Raw genomic sequence first — 15,395 nt, 5'->3', positions numbered from 1 at the left:
TGATCACGGTTATCCTGGCTGCTTGACGGCCACGGAAAACTAAGGAAGGGCCCCGCTGCACCTGCAGCGGGGCCCTTTCGTTTAAGTTCCTGCTACCTTTGCAGAGAGGGGAAAGGAGCTCACCATGGGCTGGTTCATTTTTCTGCTGCTCGTCGTCGCCGCAGTGGTCGTTTTCTTTTGGGTGAAGAAAAACTTCCGCCAGGAGATCGAGCGCGCCAAGCGCATCAATCGGCTGAACCGCGACCAGTAGCTGCCCGCGGCTCGCGACCAGTAACCTTCTGCGGTTTCCAGCCGGAAGCGGCCGGGCACATCACGTCCGCCGCCGCTTCCGTGCCCTCGCCAGCGCCTGGTACCAGTAGTACGAATCCTTCGGGGTGCGCTGCAGCGTCGTGAAGTCCACGTGGACCAGGCCGAAGCGCTGGGAGTACCCGGCTGCCCATTCAAAGTTGTCCATCAGGGTCCAGACGTAGTAGCCGAGCAGATCGACGTCGTGCGCTATGCCCCCGGGGGAGGTGGCCTCCACTGCCTGGCCGAGGTGGGCGGCGAGGTAGCTGATCCGCCCGGCATCGGGGATGGGGCCGGTGACGTGGTCCGGTTCGGGGAAGCTCGCCCCGCTCTCGGTGATGTACAGCGGCGGCAGCGACTCGCCGTAGCGGTCCTTCAGTTCGCGGAGCAGGATTCCCAGGTGGTCCGGAGCGACCGGCCAGCCGAACCCCGTGAGCTCGTATTCCGGGAACGCGGCGAAATGGAACGGCACTTTTAGCATCGCCTCCGTTTTACCGGTGGGACTGTCGACGCGGCGCCCGGCGGCCACCTTGACGGGGTAGTAGTAGTTCAGGCCGTAGAAATCCAGCGGTTGGTGAATGGTGGCCAGGTCCGCATCGGTGATGCGGCCCAGGGAACGGAACCACGGCCTGGCGATCAGCGGGGGCCGGGGAAAACGGCCCAAGAGGATCGGGTCCGCATAGAGGCGGTTCAGGACGAGATCGAACATCCCGGCTAGCAGCCGATCGGCCAGCGACCCTGATGCCGGCCGGACGGGGGCATGGAGGTTCGTGACGCCGACGGCGCCGCGGACGCCTGCCGCCCGCAGGGCCTGCACGGCCAGGCCGTGGCCCAGGAGCTGATGGTGCACCGAGGGCAGGGCGTCGAAGAGCAGCCCGCGCCCGGGTGCATGGACCCCCAGGGCGTAGCCGTTGAGGGTGACTGAAGCGGGTTCGTTCAGCGTCACCCACTGCGCCACGCGGTCGCCGAACCGCCTGGCGGCGGTTGCGCAGTACTCGGCGAACCGTTCCGCCGTCGAGCGGCTCATCCAGCCGCCCCGGTGCTCAAGGGGGAGCGGGGTGTCCCAGTGGTACAAGGTGGCCATGGGGGAGATGCCGGCGGCCAGCAGCCGGTCGATCAGGCGGTCGTAGAAGTCCAGGCCCGCCGCATTGAAGCGGCCGGTGCCCTCCGGCTGGATCCGGGGCCAGGAGATCGAGAACCGGTAGGAGTCAATCCCGAGCTCGCGCATGAGCCCGACGTCTTCGGCCGCGCGGTTGTAGTGGTCGCAGGCGACGGCGGGGGAGTGCCCGTGCAGGATGTTCCCCGGCTTCTCCGCAAACGCGTCCCACCCGGACGGCCCGCGGCCGCCGGCCGCGAGGCTACCCTCGATCTGGAAGGCCGCGGAGGCAACTCCCAGGGTGAATCCGGGGCTCAGGCGTGCGGCGAGGGCCTGAACTGCTACAGCATCCTGCACAGTCATGGCCCTATCATCCATTCGCGGGCGGCGCAGGACAATGCCAAACCGGCCGCTTCAAGGGCTGATTCGCTTCTGCCCGTAAATTCCGGCATACTAGATGAGTTGTTCAAGCGCTCTTTCGCGTCCCGATCCGGATAATGCCGGGTGCCAGGGTCCAGGTGAGAGACCAAACATAACCCACTCCCTCCGGAATTGCGGGCGCGCACGTGCGAAATTGTGCGACACGCCCGACCGCGGGGGTCGGTTACGTCGGCAGGTTGAGGAACCCGGGATTTCCCGGATTCAGCTTGTGCGGCGGGTGGTAGTTACGACTTCAAATGCTTCGGCAGCCATACAACGCGTAAGTAAACAGGGCAGCCCCAAACAGGGGAAGCACAGACTGAAAGAGAGTCAGGCGACATGGCGGGACAAAAAATCCGCATCCGGCTGAAGTCATACGACCACGAGGTCATTGACGTTTCAGCACGGAAGATCGTTGAGACGGTCACGCGCGCAGGCGCAACGGTAGTTGGCCCCGTGCCGCTGCCGACGGAGAAGAACGTGTACTGCGTTATCCGCTCTCCGCACAAGTACAAGGACAGCCGCGAGCACTTCGAAATGCGCACGCACAAGCGTCTGATCGACATCATCGACCCCACGCCCAAGGCTGTTGACTCGCTCATGCGTCTCGACCTGCCGGCCGACGTGAACATCGAAATCAAGCTGTAGGGAGGTGCTGAGAGACTATGACCGCAACCCGTAACGTAAAGGGCCTGCTGGGCACGAAGCTCGGCATGACCCAGGTCTGGGACGAGAACAACAAGCTCATCCCCGTCACTGTGGTCCAGGCTGACTCAAACGTCATCACGCAGCTGCGCAATGCAGAAACTGATGGCTATGTCGCCGTTCAGATCGGCTACGGCCAGATCGATCCCCGCAAGGTCACCAAGCCGCTGGCTGGTCACTTTGAAAAGGCAGGCGTCACGCCTCGCCGCCACGTCGTAGAACTGCGCACTGCAGATGCTGACTCTTACGAGCTGGGCCAGGAGCTCTCCGTAGAGCTCTTCGAAGCCGGCCAGAAGATCGACGTCGTTGGCACCACCAAGGGTAAGGGCTTCGCCGGTGTTATGAAGCGTCACGGCTTCCACGGCGTTGGAGCTTCCCACGGTGCCCACAAGAACCACCGTAAGCCCGGTTCTATCGGTGGAGCATCCACCCCGAGCCGCGTCTTCAAGGGCATGAAAATGGCCGGCCGCATGGGCGCCGTTCGTCACACCACGCTGAACCTCACGGTCCACGCGGTTGACGTCGAGAAGTCGCTGCTCCTGATCAAGGGCGCCGTTCCCGGTGCCCGCGGCCAGGTCGTACTCGTACGCACCGCCGTGAAGGGAGCCTAGTTCAATGACTAGCACTGTCAAGGTTGACCTGCCTGCAGAGATCTTCGACGTACAGACCAACGTGCCGCTGCTGCACCAGGTTGTCGTTGCCCAGCTCGCTGCTGCTCGCCAGGGTACCCACAAGACCAAGACCCGCGCCGAGGTTTCCGGTGCAGGCCGCAAGCCGTTCAAGCAGAAGGGCACCGGCCGCGCCCGTCAGGGTTCCATCCGTGCTCCTCACATGACCGGTGGTGGCGTTGTCCACGGCCCCACGCCGCGTGACTACAGCCAGCGCACCCCCAAGAAGATGATTGCTGCTGCACTGCGCGGCGCACTCTCGGACCGCGCCCGCAACGGCCGCGTCCACGTCGTTGCTGAACTGGTTGCCGGCTCCAAGCCGTCCTCCAAGGAAGCACTGGCAACCCTGCGCGGAGTTTCCGAGCGCAAGAACCTGCTCGTTGTCATTGAGCGCGCCAACGATGTTGCTGCACTGTCCGTGCGCAACCTCGAGGAAGTTCACGTTCTGTACGCAGACCAGCTGAACACCTACGACGTTCTCGTTTCCGACGACGTAGTCTTCACCAAGGCTGCCTACGAAGCATTCGTTGCTGACAAGGTTGCAAAGAACGAGGAGGATGCCAAGTGAGTGCAGCCACCATCAAAGACCCGCGCGACGTCGTGCTTGCACCCGTCGTTTCGGAAAAGAGCTACGGCCTGATCGACGAGGGCAAGTACACCTTCCTGGTGGACCCCCGCTCGAACAAGACCGAGATCAAGCTGGCCGTGGAGAAAATCTTCTCCGTCAAGGTCGAATCGATCAACACCATCAACCGTGCCGGTAAGCGCAAGCGCACCAAATTCGGCTGGGGTACCCGCAAGAGCACCAAGCGTGCCATTGTGAGCCTCAAAGAAGGCACTATCGACATCTTCGGCGGTCCGCTTTCCTAAGCGGAGACCACTTTAACGAGGAAATAAATTATGGGAATCCGTAAATACAAGCCGACTACCCCGGGCCGTCGTGGCTCGAGCGTAGCGGACTTCACTGAAATCACGCGGTCGACGCCGGAAAAGTCGTTGGTACGTCCCCTCCCGAAAAAGGGTGGCCGTAACAACACCGGTAAGATCACGACCCGTCACAAGGGTGGTGGCCACAAGCGCCAGTACCGTCTGATCGACTTCCGTCGCCACGACAAGGACGGCGTCAACGCCCGCGTTGCCGAAATCGAGTACGACCCGAACCGTACGGCTCGCATCGCACTGCTGCACTACGTTGATGGCACCAAGCGTTACATCATCGCCCCGAACAAGCTGTCCCAGGGCGACTTCGTAGAGGCCGGCGCCGACGCTGACATCAAGCCCGGCAACAACCTGCCGCTGCGCAACATCCCCGTCGGTACCGTTATCCACGCAGTTGAACTGCGTCCGGGTGGCGGCGCCAAGATGGCCCGTTCCGCTGGCGCTTCCGTTCAGCTCGTCGCCAAGGAAGGCCGTTTCGCCCAGCTGCGTCTGCCCTCCGGCGAAATTCGCAACGTTGACGTGCGCTGCCGGGCAACCGTCGGCGAGGTCGGCAACGCTGAGCAGTCGAACATCAACTGGGGCAAGGCCGGCCGTATGCGGTGGAAGGGCGTCCGCCCGACCGTCCGTGGTGTCGCCATGAACCCGGTTGACCACCCGCACGGTGGTGGTGAAGGTAAGACCTCCGGTGGTCGTCACCCGGTCAACCCCAACGGTAAGCCTGAAGGCCGTACCCGCCGCCCCAACAAAGAGAGCGACAACCTTATTGTGCGTCGCCGTCGTACTGGCAAGAACAAGCGATAGGAGCCTGGACACATGCCACGCAGCCTGAAAAAAGGTCCTTTCGTTGACCAGCACCTCTTTGTGAAGGTAGCCAGGGAAAACGAAAAGGGCACCAAGAACGTCATCAAGACCTGGTCCCGCCGTTCGATGATCGTCCCCGACATGCTCGGCCACACGATCGCCGTCCACGACGGACGCAAGCACATCCCCGTGTTTGTCACTGAGTCGATGGTCGGGCACAAGCTCGGCGAATTCGCTCCTACGCGGACATTCCGCGGCCATGTCAAGGACGACCGTAAGGGCAAGCGCCGCTAGGCGCCTGCACTTACGTCAAAGACGAGAGAAGGAAAGCAATGGAAGCCAAGGCAATTGCGCGTCACATCCGCGTAACGCCTATGAAGGCCCGGCGCGTCGTCAACCTTGTTCGTGGTAAGCAAGCGAATGAGGCTCTGGCAATTCTGAAGTTTGCCCCCCAGGCAGCTTCGGAGCCGGTATTCAAGGTAGTTCAGTCGGCAATCTCCAACGCCCGGGTCCTCGCGGACCGCGACGGCGTGGCGTTTGACGAAGGTGACCTCATCATCAGCGAAGCGTTTGTTGATGAAGGCCCGACCATGAAGCGGTTCCAGCCGCGCGCCCAGGGTCGTGCATTTCAGATCAAGAAGCGCACGAGCCACATCACCGTGGTAGTCGCTACCCCGGAGAAAGAGGAGGCTCGCTAAGTGGGACAGAAAGTAAACCCGCACGGGTTCCGACTCGGCATCACCACCGATCACGTATCGCACTGGTTTGCTGACAGCACCAAGTCCGGCCAGCGGTACAAGGACTTCGTTCGCGAAGACATCCGCATCCGCCAGCTTATGTCCACGGGCATGGAGCGCGCCGGCATCGCCAAGGTCGAGATCGAGCGCACTCGCGACCGTGTCCGCGTGGATATCCACACGGCACGTCCGGGCATCGTTATCGGCCGCCGCGGCGCCGAGGCAGACCGCATCCGCGGCGAGCTCGAAAAGCTCACCGGCAAGCAGGTCCAGCTGAACATCCTCGAGGTCAAGAACCCCGAGATGGAAGCCCAGCTTGTTGCCCAGGGTGTTGCAGAGCAGCTGACTTCCCGCGTGGCTTTCCGCCGTGCGATGAAGAAGGCCATGCAGTCCGCACAGCGTGCCGGTGCCAAGGGCATCCGTATCGCTTGCTCGGGTCGACTGGGCGGCGCTGAAATGTCCCGCTCGGAGTTCTACCGCGAAGGCCGTGTGCCCCTGCACACCCTGCGTGCGAACATCGACTACGGCTTCTACGAGGCCAAGACCACCTTCGGCCGCATCGGCGTGAAGGTCTGGATCTACAAGGGCGACGTCACCGCCAAGGAACTGGCTCAGCAGGCAGCTGCTGCTCCGTCCCGCGGCCGTGCCGGCGACCGCCCGGGCCGCCCGGGTGGCGCTGACCGCGGCGACCGCCGTCGTCGTACCGACCGCCCCGCAGCTGAGGCAGCTCCCGCTGCCGCTGAAGCTCCGGCAGCTGAGGCAGCCTCCGCCGCACCGGCACAGGCAGCAGAAGGAGGACAGGCTTAAATGCTTATCCCACGTCGAGTCAAGCACCGTAAGCAGCACCACCCGGGTCGTTCCGGCGCTGCTACGGGCGGCACCCAGGTCTCCTTCGGTGAGTGGGGCATCCAGGCGCTGAGCCCGGCCTACGTCACGAACCGTCAGATCGAATCTGCCCGTATCGCGATGACCCGCCACATCAAGCGTGGCGGTAAGGTCTGGATCAACATCTACCCGGACCGTCCGCTGACCAAGAAGCCTGCCGAAACCCGCATGGGTTCCGGTAAGGGTTCTCCGGAATGGTGGGTCTCCAACGTCAAGCCGGGCCGGGTTCTCTTCGAACTCTCCGGTGTCAATGAAGAGGTAGCTCGCGAGGCCCTGCGCCTGGCAATCCACAAGCTGCCGTTGAAGGCACGCATCGTGCGTCGCGAAGGTGGTGAGTAGAAATGGCAGTAGGATCCAAGGAACTTGCATCCGCACAGCTGGACGGTTTCGACAACGAGCGTCTCGTTGAAGAACTCCGCAAGGCCAAGGAAGAGCTGTTCAACCTGCGTTTCCAGTCCGCCACCGGTCAGCTGGAGAACCACGGTCGTCTGCGCGCGGTAAAGAAGGACATCGCCCGCATCTACACCGTTCTCCGTGAGCGCGAGCTGGGCATTCGTGCCGAGGTTGCCGCACCGGTTGTGGAAGCCAAGGAAGAAAAGAAGTCCAAGAAGGCTGCAACCAAGAAGGCCGAAAAGGCCGAAGCGGTTGAAGCCGAGGAGGATGCCAAGTGAGTGAAAAGGACGAGAACGTGACGGAAACTGTTTCCGGCGCAGCCCAGGCTGACGAGCGCGGTTACCGTAAGACGAAGCGCGGCTACGTCGTCTCGGACAAGATGGAAAAGACCATCGTTGTCCAGGTCGAAGACCGCGTGAAGCACGCCCTCTACGGCAAGGTCATCCGCCGCAACGCCAAGATCAAGGCTCACGACGAAGAGAACAGCGCCGGCATCGGCGACCTCGTGCTCCTCGCCGAGACCCGCCCGCTGTCCGCTACCAAGCGGTGGCGTCTGGTCGAGATCCTCGAAAAGGCCAAGTAACACCTGCAGCCCTGCTGCCCTGGAAACCCCCGCACCCCCTTGGGAGCGGGGGTTTCCTCGTTTGCGGTGCTGTCGCCGCGCTGGCGGCGTCACGGGGAGCAGGCTTTCGGGCGGCGTACGACGGCGGCCCGCCGGCTTTCCGGGGAAGTGGGGCGGCTGGCAGGCCGAAAGACTGTCCTGCGTGACGCCGTCGTCCGTTTGCCATGGGGGACCCGGACTGTGGTAATGGCCGATTCTGGCTCAGGCCCAAAACGTGCTAAGATTTTGAGTTTGTATGGCGCCTTTCGCGCGCCATCACCAACCTCGTAAACAATCGTGCCACGGCATAGTGCCCCCTTGCGCCCCGATCCGTCGGGATCCGCCTGGGAAGCAAATGTTGCTGGCACGGGAGTTTAGGCCTGGTCTGGCAAAATCCAGGCAGGTCAAGAGACACCCCGATCAACCGTTCCGCAAGGCTCATTCCGTAGGAAGATTTTCGGTCTGAGAACCAGCGCGACGCAAGGAGTAAATAGTGATTCAGCAGGAGTCGCGACTCAAGGTCGCCGACAACACGGGTGCTAAGGAAATCCTTACCATTCGCGTTCTCGGTGGATCTGGCCGTCGCTACGCAGGCATTGGCGACGTGATCGTCGCTACCGTCAAGGATGCAATTCCGGGCGGCAACGTAAAGAAGGGCGACGTCGTCAAGGCTGTCATCGTCCGTACCAAGAAGGAACGCCGCCGTGCGGATGGTTCCTACATCAAGTTTGACGAGAACGCAGCCGTCATCCTGAAGAACGACGGGGACCCCCGCGGTACCCGTATCTTCGGACCGGTTGGTCGTGAACTTCGCGACAAGAAGTTCATGAAGATCGTTTCTCTGGCTCCGGAGGTGCTCTAGTCCATGGCTAAGATCAAGAAGGGTGACCTGGTTCAGGTCATCACTGGCGCCAAGGCTGAGCGCGGCGGCGACCGTGGCAAGCAGGGCAAGGTTCTGCGCGTGTTCCCCGAGACCAACCGCGTGCTGGTCGAAGGCATCAACCGCGTCACCAAGCACACCAAGGTCGGTCAGTCGCAGCGCGGCACCAAGACCGGTGGCATCGAGGTCGTAGAGGCTTCAATCCACATCTCCAACGTGGCTCTGGTTGACCCGTCCACGAAGAAGCCCACCCGCGTCGGGTTCCGCACCGAGACCGTTGAGCGCGATGGCGTGAAGCGTGAAGTGCGCGTCCGCGTGGCCAAGAGCTCCGGGAAGGACATCTAATGACTGAGACTCTCGAGACTCCGGCAAGCAAGATCGTTCCTCGTCTGAAGACCAAGTACGCCGATTCCATCAAGAACACGCTGACTGAGGAATTCAAGTACCAGAACGTCAACCAGGTTCCCCGCCTGGTCAAGGTCGTTGTGAACATGGGTGTTGGAGATGCCGCCAAGGACTCCAAGCTGATCGACGGCGCTGTCCGCGATCTGACCCTGATCACCGGCCAGAAGCCGCAGGTAACCAAGGCCCGCAAGTCGATCGCACAGTTCAAGCTGCGCGAAGGCATGCCGATCGGTGCGCACGCGACTCTGCGCGGCGACCGCATGTGGGAATTCCTGGACCGTCTGGTCACGCTGGCACTGCCCCGTATCCGCGACTTCCGCGGCCTCAGCGGCAAGCAGTTCGACGGCAACGGCAACTACACCTTCGGTCTGACCGAGCAGGTTATGTTCCACGAAATCGATCAGGATTCCATCGACCGCGTACGCGGCATGGACATCACTGTCGTGACCACTGCCAAGACTGACGACGAAGGCCGCGCGCTGCTCAAGGCGCTTGGCTTCCCGTTCAAGACCGAAGACTAATCTAGCTACATAAAAGGTCCGGCCGCGCCGTTACCGAACGATGTTCCCTGAACAACGTTCACCTGCGCTGTGGCGGAAACCGTTATGAGGAAGGGCAAGAGCCCAAATGACTATGACAGATCCTGTCGCAGATATGCTTACGCGTCTGCGCAACGCTAACTCGGCATACCACGACACCGTGAGCATGCCGTACAGCAAGCTCAAGGCACGCGTTGCCGACATCCTGAAGGCTGAAGGCTTCATCGCCTCCTGGAAGGAAGAGGACGCGGAGGTCGGCAAGAAGCTGACCATCGAGCTCAAGTTCGGTCCGAACCGCGAGCGTTCCATCGCTGGCGTTCGTCGTATTTCCAAGCCGGGACTGCGCGTTTACGCAAAGTCCACCAACCTGCCGCACGTGCTCGGTGGCCTGGGTGTCGCAATCCTGTCCACCTCTTCCGGCCTCTTGACTGACAAGCAGGCCGGCAAGAAGGGCGTGGGCGGCGAAGTCCTCGCTTACGTCTGGTAACGGGAAAGGAAGAGAATAATGTCACGTATTGGACGTCTCCCCATCACCGTTCCTGCCGGCGTTGAGGTCAAGGTTGACGGCTCTGTCGTCAGCGTCAAGGGTTCCAAAGGCGAGCTGAGCCACACTGTGGCCAGCCCGATCGAGGTTTCCCTGGAAGATGGCACCCTGACTGTCGCCCGCCCGAACGACGAGCGCGCCTCACGTTCGCTGCACGGCCTGACCCGCACCCTGATCGCCAACATGATCGAGGGCGTCACGGCAGGCTACGAGAAGAAGCTTGAGATTGTCGGTACCGGTTACCGCGTTCAGGCCAAGGGTGCGGACCTGGAGTTCGCTCTGGGCTACAGCCACCCGGTCAACGTCTCGGCACCGAACGGCATCACCTTTGCAGTTGAGACCCCGACCAAGCTCTCTGTTTCAGGCATCTCCAAGCAGCAGGTCGGCGAGGTTGCTGCCAACATTCGCAAGCTGCGGAAGCCGGACCCCTACAAGGGCAAGGGCATCCGTTACGCAGGCGAAGTCATCCGCCGCAAGGTCGGAAAGGCTGGTAAGTAACCATGGCGATCGCAATTAACAAGAAGCGTACGAACAAGAGCAAGTCTGCCCAGCGCAGCCGCCGCCAGCTTCGTATCCGCAAGCGCATCTCCGGTACGGCTGTACGCCCTCGTCTGGTCGTCAACCGCTCCGCACGTCACGTATTCGTCCAGGTTGTCGATGACACCAAGGGCCTGACCGTGGCAAGCGCCTCCACTTTGGAAGCCGACCTTCGTGCATTCGACGGTGACAAGACCGCCAAGGCCAAGCGCGTGGGCGAACTGGTCGCCGAGCGTGCCAAGGCTGCCGGTATCGAAGCAGTCGTCTTCGACCGCGGTGGTAACAAGTACCACGGCCGGATCGCCGCCGTCGCCGACGGCGCACGTGAAGGTGGGCTGGCACTGTGACCGAAAATAACGAAAAGGACATTCAGGTGACTGAAGCTGTAGCTGCTCCGGCAACTGAGACCGCTGCGCCTGCGACCACCGATGACCGCCGTGGTGGCGCTCGTCGTGGTGAGCGCGGCGACCGCGGCCAGGGCCGTGGCGACCGTGGCGGCCGTGGTGGCCGTGACGGCGGCCGCGAAGCCGAAAAGAGCCAGTTCGTAGAGCGCGTCGTAACCATCAACCGCGTTTCCAAGGTCGTCAAGGGTGGTCGTCGCTTCAGCTTCACCGCCCTCGTCGTCGTCGGTGACGGAAACGGCATGGTCGGCGTCGGCTACGGCAAGGCTAAGGAAGTTCCTGCCGCTATTGCGAAGGGCGTTGAAGAGGCCAAGAAGTCCTTCTTCCGCGTTCCCCGCGTCGGCAGCACCATCCCGCACCGTGTTCAGGGTGAAGCCGCTGCAGGCGTCGTAATGCTGCGTCCGGCTTCCGCCGGTACCGGTGTTATCGCCGGCGGCCCGGTCCGTGCAGTACTGGAGTGCGTGGGCATCCACGACATCCTCTCCAAGTCGCTCGGTTCCTCGAACGCCATCAACATCGTTCACGCGACCGTTGATGCGCTCAAGCGCCTCGAAGAGCCGGCAGCAGTGGCAGCACGCCGCGGCCTGCCCCTCGACGAGATCGCTCCGCCGGCACTGGTGAAGGCTCTCTTGAACCAGAAGGCAGGTGTCTGAGTCATGGCTAAGAACCTGATTCCCTCCGACGCTCAGTTGGAGATCACTCAGATCAAGTCCGCCATTGGCGGCAAGCAGAACCAGCGCGACACCCTGCGGTCCCTCGGCCTGAAGCGGATCGGACACACCGTTGTCCGCACTGCCGACGCCGTGACCGTCGGAATGCTCAACACGGTTCCGCACCTGGTAAAGGTAGAGGAGGCGAAGTAAATGGCAGAGAAGAACACCGCCGAAAAGGCACAGGGCGCCGCTGAGAAGCAGAACGCACTGAAGGTTCACCACCTGCGTCCCGCCCCGGGTGCCAAGACCGCCAAGACCCGTGTTGGTCGTGGTGAAGCATCCAAGGGTAAGACCGCCGGTCGCGGTACCAAGGGTACGAAGGCCCGCTACCAGATCAAGGCTGGCTTTGCCGGCGGCCAGCTGCCGCTGCACATGCGCCTGCCGAAGCTGCGCGGCTTCAAGAACCCGTTCCGGGTTGAGTACCAGGTGGTAAACCTGGACAAGCTCAACGAGCTGTTCCCGGAAGGTGGCGCAGTCACCGTGGAGAACCTGGTCGAAAAGGGTGCCGTTCGCAAGAACCAGCCCGTCAAGGTGCTGGGCACCGGCGACATCACCGTCAAGGTTGACGTCACCGTCCACGCATTCTCGGCCAGCGCCGCTGAAAAGATTGCCGCAGCAGGCGGAAGCACCACCGCCCTCTGACGAGGCGGCGGGGCAGTTGCCCGTTGTTGCGACTCCCGGTACCGGGGGCTCAGGCCCCCGGTACCGGGAGTTTTTTCCATTTCCCGGCCTCACCGATTGTTCGCCGGGCGCATCCAACCGTTAGACTCGGTTGTTGGGTTTATTTGACCTGTCTCACACGACTTTACTTATTACTCAGGAGGACGCTTGCTTAGCGCATTTGGCCGGGCCTTTCGCACGCCTGATCTGCGGCGCAAGTTGTTGTTCACGCTGGGAATCATCACAATCTTCCGCTTGGGTGCCTTCATCCCCTCGCCCGGTGTGAGCTACCAGAATGTCCAGCAGTGCTTGCAGAACGGTCAGACCTCGGGCGGGATCTACCAGCTCGTCAACCTGTTCAGCGGCGGTGCATTGCTGCAGGTCTCCATTTTTGCCCTCGGCATCATGCCCTACATCACGGCGAGCATCATCGTCCAGCTGCTCCGGGTGGTCATTCCCCGCTTCCAGCAGCTGTATGAGGAGGGGGCGTCCGGTCAGTCGAAGCTGACCCAGTACACCCGCTACCTCACGATCGCTCTCGGCCTGCTCAACGCCACGACGCTGGTGTCGCTGGCACGGTCAGGCCAGCTGCTGCCGAACTGCCAGCTGCCCATCATCCCGGACGACTCGATTGTCACCACGGTCCTGATCATCATCACCTTGACGGCCGGCACGGGCCTGATCATGTGGATGGGCGAGCTCGTGACCGAGAAGGGCGTCGGCAACGGCATGTCCCTGCTCATCTTCACGTCCATCGCGGCAGGCTTCCCGGGCTCGCTCGGCGCGATCTGGAAGGCCCAGGGCCCCGGCACGTTCTTCCTGGTCCTGATCATCGGCCTGCTCACCGTGGCCCTCGTGGTCTTCGTGGAGCAGTCCCAGCGCCGGATCCCGGTGCAGTACGCCAAGCGCATGATTGGGCGCCGCACTGTCGGCGGCACCAGCACCTACATCCCCATCAAGGTGAACATGGCCGGCGTAGTGCCCGTCATCTTCGCCTCGTCCATGCTGTACCTGCCGGGACTGATCGCACAGTTCAACCAGCCCAAGGCCGGCGAGCAGATGGCCCCCTGGGTTGAGTGGATCAACAACAACCTGACCAAGGGCGACCACCCGATCTACATGGCGCTGTATTTCGCCATGATTGTGTTTTTCACCTACTTCTATGTTGCGATTACATTCAACCCGGAAGAGGTCTCGGACAACATGAAGAAGTACGGAGGCTTCATTCCGGGCATCCGCGCCGGCAAGCCGACGGCGGACTATCTTCAGTACGTCCTATCCCGGATCACCCTGCCCGGCGCCTTCTACCTTGGCTTCGTGGCACTGATCCCGCTGGTTGCACTGGTTCTGATCAACGCTAACCAGAACTTCCCGTTCGGCGGCACCTCCATCCTGATCATGGTGGGCGTCGGTCTGGAGACCGTGAAGCAGATTGATGCGCAACTACAGCAACGTCACTACGAAGGGCTTTTGCGATGACGAGAATGTTGATTATCGGGCCTCCCGGCTCCGGCAAGGGAACCCAGGCGGAGCGCATTTCCGAACGCCTCGGCGTCGTTGCGATCTCCACGGGGGACATCTTCCGTGCCAACGTCAAGGGTGAGACGCCGCTGGGCGTCGAGGCCAAGAAGTACATGGACGCCGGCGACTTCGTTCCGGACAGCGTCACCAACAAGATGGTGCGCGACCGGCTCGGCGAGAACGACGTCGAGGACGGCTTCCTGCTCGACGGGTACCCCCGCACCACCGCGCAGGTGGAGTACCTCGACTCGATCCTCGCCGACGCGGATCAGAAGCTCGGCGTCGTCCTGCAGCTGACCGCGGACGATGAAGAACTGGTCAAACGCCTCCTGGGGCGCGCCAAGGAGACCGGCCGCAGCGACGACAACGAAGGCGTTATCCGTCACCGGCTGGACCTGTACCACGAGCAGACCGAGCCCGTCGTGGCGAAGTATGCTGAGCGCGGCATCCTGACCCAGGTCGATGGCATCGGCGGCATCGACGAAGTCACAGAGCGCGTCATGGAAGCGATCAAGTCGGCCCAGGCTGCCTGATCCGCACCGGTGCTCCCCGAAAGGCGCGTTCCGTACCATCGTGTACGGGACGCGCCTTTCGCTGTATGCGCCGGCGGCTGCCTAGGCCATTGGTTGCCCTGGCCCGCGGCCCGCGGCCCGCGGCCCCGTTCAGGACGGCCGCGGCGGTGCGGGAGAATAGAAGCAGAACACTTGGACAAAACACCCGTAGTGAAGGCCCGGGACGAAACACGCCCCGGCCGCGAGACGAAGCACTGAGGTATCGATGGCATTCGGCCAGCCCCGCATTGAATACAAGACCAACGCCCAGATGCGCACCATGCACGAGGCCGGTCTGGTCCTGAGCCGGGCACTGGATGCGGCAGTTGCCGCCGCTGCTCCCGGCGTCACCACGGCCCGGCTGGATGAGGTGTTCGCGGCGGTGCTCCAGGACGCCGGCGCCAAGTCCAACTTCCTCGGCTACCACGGCTTCCCGGCCACCATCTGCACCTCGGTGAACGAGGAGGTGGTGCACGGCATCCCCGGCGGCCGGGTCCTGGCGGACGGCGACATCATCTCGATCGACGGCGGCGCGATCGTGGACGGGTGGCACTCCGATTCCGCGAGGACAGTCATTGTGGGCACGCCGGATCCCGAGGACGTGCGCCTGTCCCAGGTCACTGAGGAAGCGATGTGGCGGGGCATTGCGGCCCTGGCCACCGGCAAGTTCGTGGGCGATGTCGGCAATGCCGTGGATGACTACGTTTCCTCGGTGCCCGGCAAGCCGCTGGGCATCCTGGAGGACTATGTCGGCCACGGGATCGGCTCCGAGATGCACATGGCCCCGGACGTGCTCAATTACCGCACCAGCCATCGCGGGCCAAAGATCCGCCCGGGCCTGTGCCTCGCGATCGAGCCCATGCTGGTCCGCGGCAGCATCGACACCGCTGTCCTCGAGGACGACTGGACGGTTGTCACCACCGACGGCAAGCGCTCCTGCCAGTGGGAACACTCCGTGGCCGTGCACGAGAAGGGGATCTGGGTCCTTTCCGCGCCGGACGGGGGAGCGGCGAAACTCGAGCCGCTCGGGGTCGTGCCCGTGCCCATTCCCTGACTCGTTCCGCCCACCTACACCCAACTGACCGGCAGCAGGGACGGCGGGGCGCACAATGGA

25 protein-coding genes are annotated in these 15,395 nt (G+C 62.7%); 24 read left to right on the top strand and 1 reads right to left on the bottom strand.

Features of this window, described 5'->3' with window-relative positions:
• The first annotated feature begins 124 nt into the window (after positions 1-124).
• Complete coding sequence (locus tag BM372_RS20935) at positions 125-250, top strand: hypothetical protein (RefSeq protein WP_256213983.1); 126 nt, start codon at positions 125-127, stop codon at positions 248-250.
• A gap of 60 nt (positions 251-310) precedes the next feature.
• Here the strand turns inward: BM372_RS20935 and BM372_RS01685 are convergent, their stop codons facing one another.
• Complete coding sequence (locus BM372_RS01685; RefSeq protein ID WP_090950940.1) at positions 311-1,744, bottom strand: GH1 family beta-glucosidase; 1,434 nt, start codon at positions 1,742-1,744, stop codon at positions 311-313.
• A gap of 396 nt (positions 1,745-2,140) precedes the next feature.
• On the opposite strand from BM372_RS01685, the gene rpsJ reads away from it, so the two are divergent.
• The 23 genes from rpsJ to map all read left to right on the top strand — a co-directional run bounded on the left by rpsJ (position 2,141) and on the right by map (position 15,335).
• Positions 2,141-2,449 (top strand): 30S ribosomal protein S10, encoded by a 309-nt coding sequence (rpsJ, locus tag BM372_RS01680; RefSeq protein WP_003803825.1) that lies wholly within the window; start codon positions 2,141-2,143, stop codon positions 2,447-2,449.
• A 17-nt stretch (positions 2,450-2,466) separates the two neighbouring features.
• Positions 2,467-3,117, top strand: coding sequence for a 50S ribosomal protein L3 (gene rplC, locus BM372_RS01675; RefSeq protein ID WP_003803812.1), 651 nt, complete (start codon positions 2,467-2,469; stop codon positions 3,115-3,117).
• Positions 3,118-3,121: 4 nt separating this feature from the next.
• Positions 3,122-3,742 (top strand): 50S ribosomal protein L4, encoded by a 621-nt coding sequence (gene rplD / locus BM372_RS01670; RefSeq protein ID WP_090950938.1) that lies wholly within the window; start codon positions 3,122-3,124, stop codon positions 3,740-3,742.
• The gene (gene rplW, locus BM372_RS01665; protein WP_090950936.1) at positions 3,739-4,044 is read left to right on the top strand and encodes a 50S ribosomal protein L23; all 306 of its coding nucleotides are present in this window, start codon (positions 3,739-3,741) and stop codon (positions 4,042-4,044) included. The genes rplD and rplW overlap by 4 nt, the downstream gene beginning before the upstream one ends.
• Positions 4,045-4,074: 30 nt before the next feature.
• A complete protein-coding gene (gene rplB, locus BM372_RS01660) occupies positions 4,075-4,914 on the top strand; it encodes a 50S ribosomal protein L2 (protein WP_090950934.1) in 840 nt (279 codons plus the stop codon).
• Positions 4,915-4,926: 12 nt separating this feature from the next.
• Positions 4,927-5,208, top strand: coding sequence for a 30S ribosomal protein S19 (gene rpsS / locus BM372_RS01655; RefSeq protein ID WP_018773666.1), 282 nt, complete (start codon positions 4,927-4,929; stop codon positions 5,206-5,208).
• A 38-nt stretch (positions 5,209-5,246) separates the two neighbouring features.
• A complete protein-coding gene (gene rplV, locus BM372_RS01650) occupies positions 5,247-5,612 on the top strand; it encodes a 50S ribosomal protein L22 (RefSeq protein WP_003803798.1) in 366 nt (121 codons plus the stop codon).
• Positions 5,613-6,458, top strand: a complete 846-nt coding sequence (gene rpsC, locus BM372_RS01645) for a 30S ribosomal protein S3 (RefSeq protein ID WP_090950931.1) — start codon at positions 5,613-5,615, stop codon at positions 6,456-6,458.
• Positions 6,459-6,875 carry a 50S ribosomal protein L16 gene (gene rplP, locus BM372_RS01640; RefSeq protein WP_090950930.1) on the top strand — a complete coding sequence of 139 codons (417 nt, stop codon included), beginning with the start codon at positions 6,459-6,461 and terminating at the stop codon, positions 6,873-6,875.
• Between the two features lie 2 nt (positions 6,876-6,877).
• Positions 6,878-7,207: a 50S ribosomal protein L29 gene (gene rpmC / locus BM372_RS21165; protein WP_090950927.1), complete on the top strand. Its 330-nt coding sequence runs from the start codon at positions 6,878-6,880 to the stop codon at positions 7,205-7,207.
• Entirely contained in the window at positions 7,204-7,512 is a 309-nt protein-coding gene (gene rpsQ / locus BM372_RS01630; RefSeq protein WP_090950925.1) for a 30S ribosomal protein S17, read from the top strand. Before rpmC ends, rpsQ begins: the two co-directional genes overlap by 4 nt.
• A gap of 511 nt (positions 7,513-8,023) precedes the next feature.
• Positions 8,024-8,392, top strand: coding sequence for a 50S ribosomal protein L14 (gene rplN, locus BM372_RS01625; protein ID WP_003803789.1), 369 nt, complete (start codon positions 8,024-8,026; stop codon positions 8,390-8,392).
• Between the two features lie 3 nt (positions 8,393-8,395).
• Positions 8,396-8,755 (top strand): 50S ribosomal protein L24, encoded by a 360-nt coding sequence (gene rplX, locus BM372_RS01620; RefSeq protein ID WP_066436866.1) that lies wholly within the window; start codon positions 8,396-8,398, stop codon positions 8,753-8,755.
• The gene (gene rplE / locus BM372_RS01615) at positions 8,755-9,336 is read left to right on the top strand and encodes a 50S ribosomal protein L5 (protein WP_018773672.1); all 582 of its coding nucleotides are present in this window, start codon (positions 8,755-8,757) and stop codon (positions 9,334-9,336) included. The genes rplX and rplE overlap by 1 nt, the downstream gene beginning before the upstream one ends.
• Before the next feature lie 106 nt (positions 9,337-9,442).
• Positions 9,443-9,841, top strand: a complete 399-nt coding sequence (gene rpsH, locus BM372_RS01610) for a 30S ribosomal protein S8 (RefSeq protein WP_090950922.1) — start codon at positions 9,443-9,445, stop codon at positions 9,839-9,841.
• 18 nt (positions 9,842-9,859) lie between these two features.
• A complete protein-coding gene (gene rplF / locus BM372_RS01605; protein ID WP_090950917.1) occupies positions 9,860-10,396 on the top strand; it encodes a 50S ribosomal protein L6 in 537 nt (178 codons plus the stop codon).
• A 2-nt stretch (positions 10,397-10,398) separates the two neighbouring features.
• Complete coding sequence (gene rplR / locus BM372_RS01600; RefSeq protein WP_018773674.1) at positions 10,399-10,782, top strand: 50S ribosomal protein L18; 384 nt, start codon at positions 10,399-10,401, stop codon at positions 10,780-10,782.
• A 26-nt stretch (positions 10,783-10,808) separates the two neighbouring features.
• Positions 10,809-11,489: a 30S ribosomal protein S5 gene (rpsE, locus tag BM372_RS01595; protein WP_177235849.1), complete on the top strand. Its 681-nt coding sequence runs from the start codon at positions 10,809-10,811 to the stop codon at positions 11,487-11,489.
• Positions 11,490-11,492: 3 nt separating this feature from the next.
• Complete coding sequence (gene rpmD / locus BM372_RS01590; RefSeq protein ID WP_056626615.1) at positions 11,493-11,699, top strand: 50S ribosomal protein L30; 207 nt, start codon at positions 11,493-11,495, stop codon at positions 11,697-11,699.
• Positions 11,700-12,191: a 50S ribosomal protein L15 gene (gene rplO, locus BM372_RS01585; protein WP_090950911.1), complete on the top strand. Its 492-nt coding sequence runs from the start codon at positions 11,700-11,702 to the stop codon at positions 12,189-12,191. It abuts the gene before it with no gap.
• A gap of 186 nt (positions 12,192-12,377) precedes the next feature.
• Positions 12,378-13,688, top strand: a complete 1,311-nt coding sequence (secY, locus tag BM372_RS01580) for a preprotein translocase subunit SecY (protein ID WP_090950909.1) — start codon at positions 12,378-12,380, stop codon at positions 13,686-13,688.
• Between the two features lie 5 nt (positions 13,689-13,693).
• Entirely contained in the window at positions 13,694-14,263 is a 570-nt protein-coding gene (locus tag BM372_RS01575) for an adenylate kinase (protein WP_177235893.1), read from the top strand.
• Between the two features lie 244 nt (positions 14,264-14,507).
• Positions 14,508-15,335 (top strand): type I methionyl aminopeptidase, encoded by an 828-nt coding sequence (gene map, locus BM372_RS01570; protein ID WP_090950903.1) that lies wholly within the window; start codon positions 14,508-14,510, stop codon positions 15,333-15,335.
• The last annotated feature ends 60 nt before the right edge of the window (positions 15,336-15,395 follow it).

Source organism: Arthrobacter sp. ov118 (genome assembly GCF_900116495.1).
In the GTDB taxonomy this organism is placed as follows: Bacteria; Actinomycetota; Actinomycetes; order Actinomycetales; family Micrococcaceae; genus Arthrobacter.
Note: the sequence above shows the minus strand (reverse complement) of the source record. Positions and strands in the feature narration are given on the sequence as shown.

Excerpts from the sequence above, each read along its gene's own strand:
- BM372_RS20935 (WP_256213983.1), top strand. The coding sequence starts at position 125 with ATGGGCTGGTTCATTTTTCTGCTGCTCGTCGTCGCCGCAGTGGTCGTT.
- BM372_RS01685 (WP_090950940.1), bottom strand. The coding sequence starts at position 1,744 with ATGACTGTGCAGGATGCTGTAGCAGTTCAGGCCCTCGCCGCACGCCTG.
- rpsJ (WP_003803825.1), top strand. The coding sequence starts at position 2,141 with ATGGCGGGACAAAAAATCCGCATCCGGCTGAAGTCATACGACCACGAG.
- rplC (WP_003803812.1), top strand. The coding sequence starts at position 2,467 with ATGACCGCAACCCGTAACGTAAAGGGCCTGCTGGGCACGAAGCTCGGC.
- rplD (WP_090950938.1), top strand. The coding sequence starts at position 3,122 with ATGACTAGCACTGTCAAGGTTGACCTGCCTGCAGAGATCTTCGACGTA.
- rplB (WP_090950934.1), top strand. The coding sequence starts at position 4,075 with ATGGGAATCCGTAAATACAAGCCGACTACCCCGGGCCGTCGTGGCTCG.
- rpsS (WP_018773666.1), top strand. The coding sequence starts at position 4,927 with ATGCCACGCAGCCTGAAAAAAGGTCCTTTCGTTGACCAGCACCTCTTT.
- rplV (WP_003803798.1), top strand. The coding sequence starts at position 5,247 with ATGGAAGCCAAGGCAATTGCGCGTCACATCCGCGTAACGCCTATGAAG.
- rplP (WP_090950930.1), top strand. The coding sequence starts at position 6,459 with ATGCTTATCCCACGTCGAGTCAAGCACCGTAAGCAGCACCACCCGGGT.
- rpmC (WP_090950927.1), top strand. The coding sequence starts at position 6,878 with ATGGCAGTAGGATCCAAGGAACTTGCATCCGCACAGCTGGACGGTTTC.
- rplX (WP_066436866.1), top strand. The coding sequence starts at position 8,396 with ATGGCTAAGATCAAGAAGGGTGACCTGGTTCAGGTCATCACTGGCGCC.
- rplE (WP_018773672.1), top strand. The coding sequence starts at position 8,755 with ATGACTGAGACTCTCGAGACTCCGGCAAGCAAGATCGTTCCTCGTCTG.
- rpsH (WP_090950922.1), top strand. The coding sequence starts at position 9,443 with ATGACTATGACAGATCCTGTCGCAGATATGCTTACGCGTCTGCGCAAC.
- rplF (WP_090950917.1), top strand. The coding sequence starts at position 9,860 with ATGTCACGTATTGGACGTCTCCCCATCACCGTTCCTGCCGGCGTTGAG.
- rplR (WP_018773674.1), top strand. The coding sequence starts at position 10,399 with ATGGCGATCGCAATTAACAAGAAGCGTACGAACAAGAGCAAGTCTGCC.
- rpmD (WP_056626615.1), top strand. The coding sequence starts at position 11,493 with ATGGCTAAGAACCTGATTCCCTCCGACGCTCAGTTGGAGATCACTCAG.
- rplO (WP_090950911.1), top strand. The coding sequence starts at position 11,700 with ATGGCAGAGAAGAACACCGCCGAAAAGGCACAGGGCGCCGCTGAGAAG.
- BM372_RS01575 (WP_177235893.1), top strand. The coding sequence starts at position 13,694 with ATGTTGATTATCGGGCCTCCCGGCTCCGGCAAGGGAACCCAGGCGGAG.
- map (WP_090950903.1), top strand. The coding sequence starts at position 14,508 with ATGGCATTCGGCCAGCCCCGCATTGAATACAAGACCAACGCCCAGATG.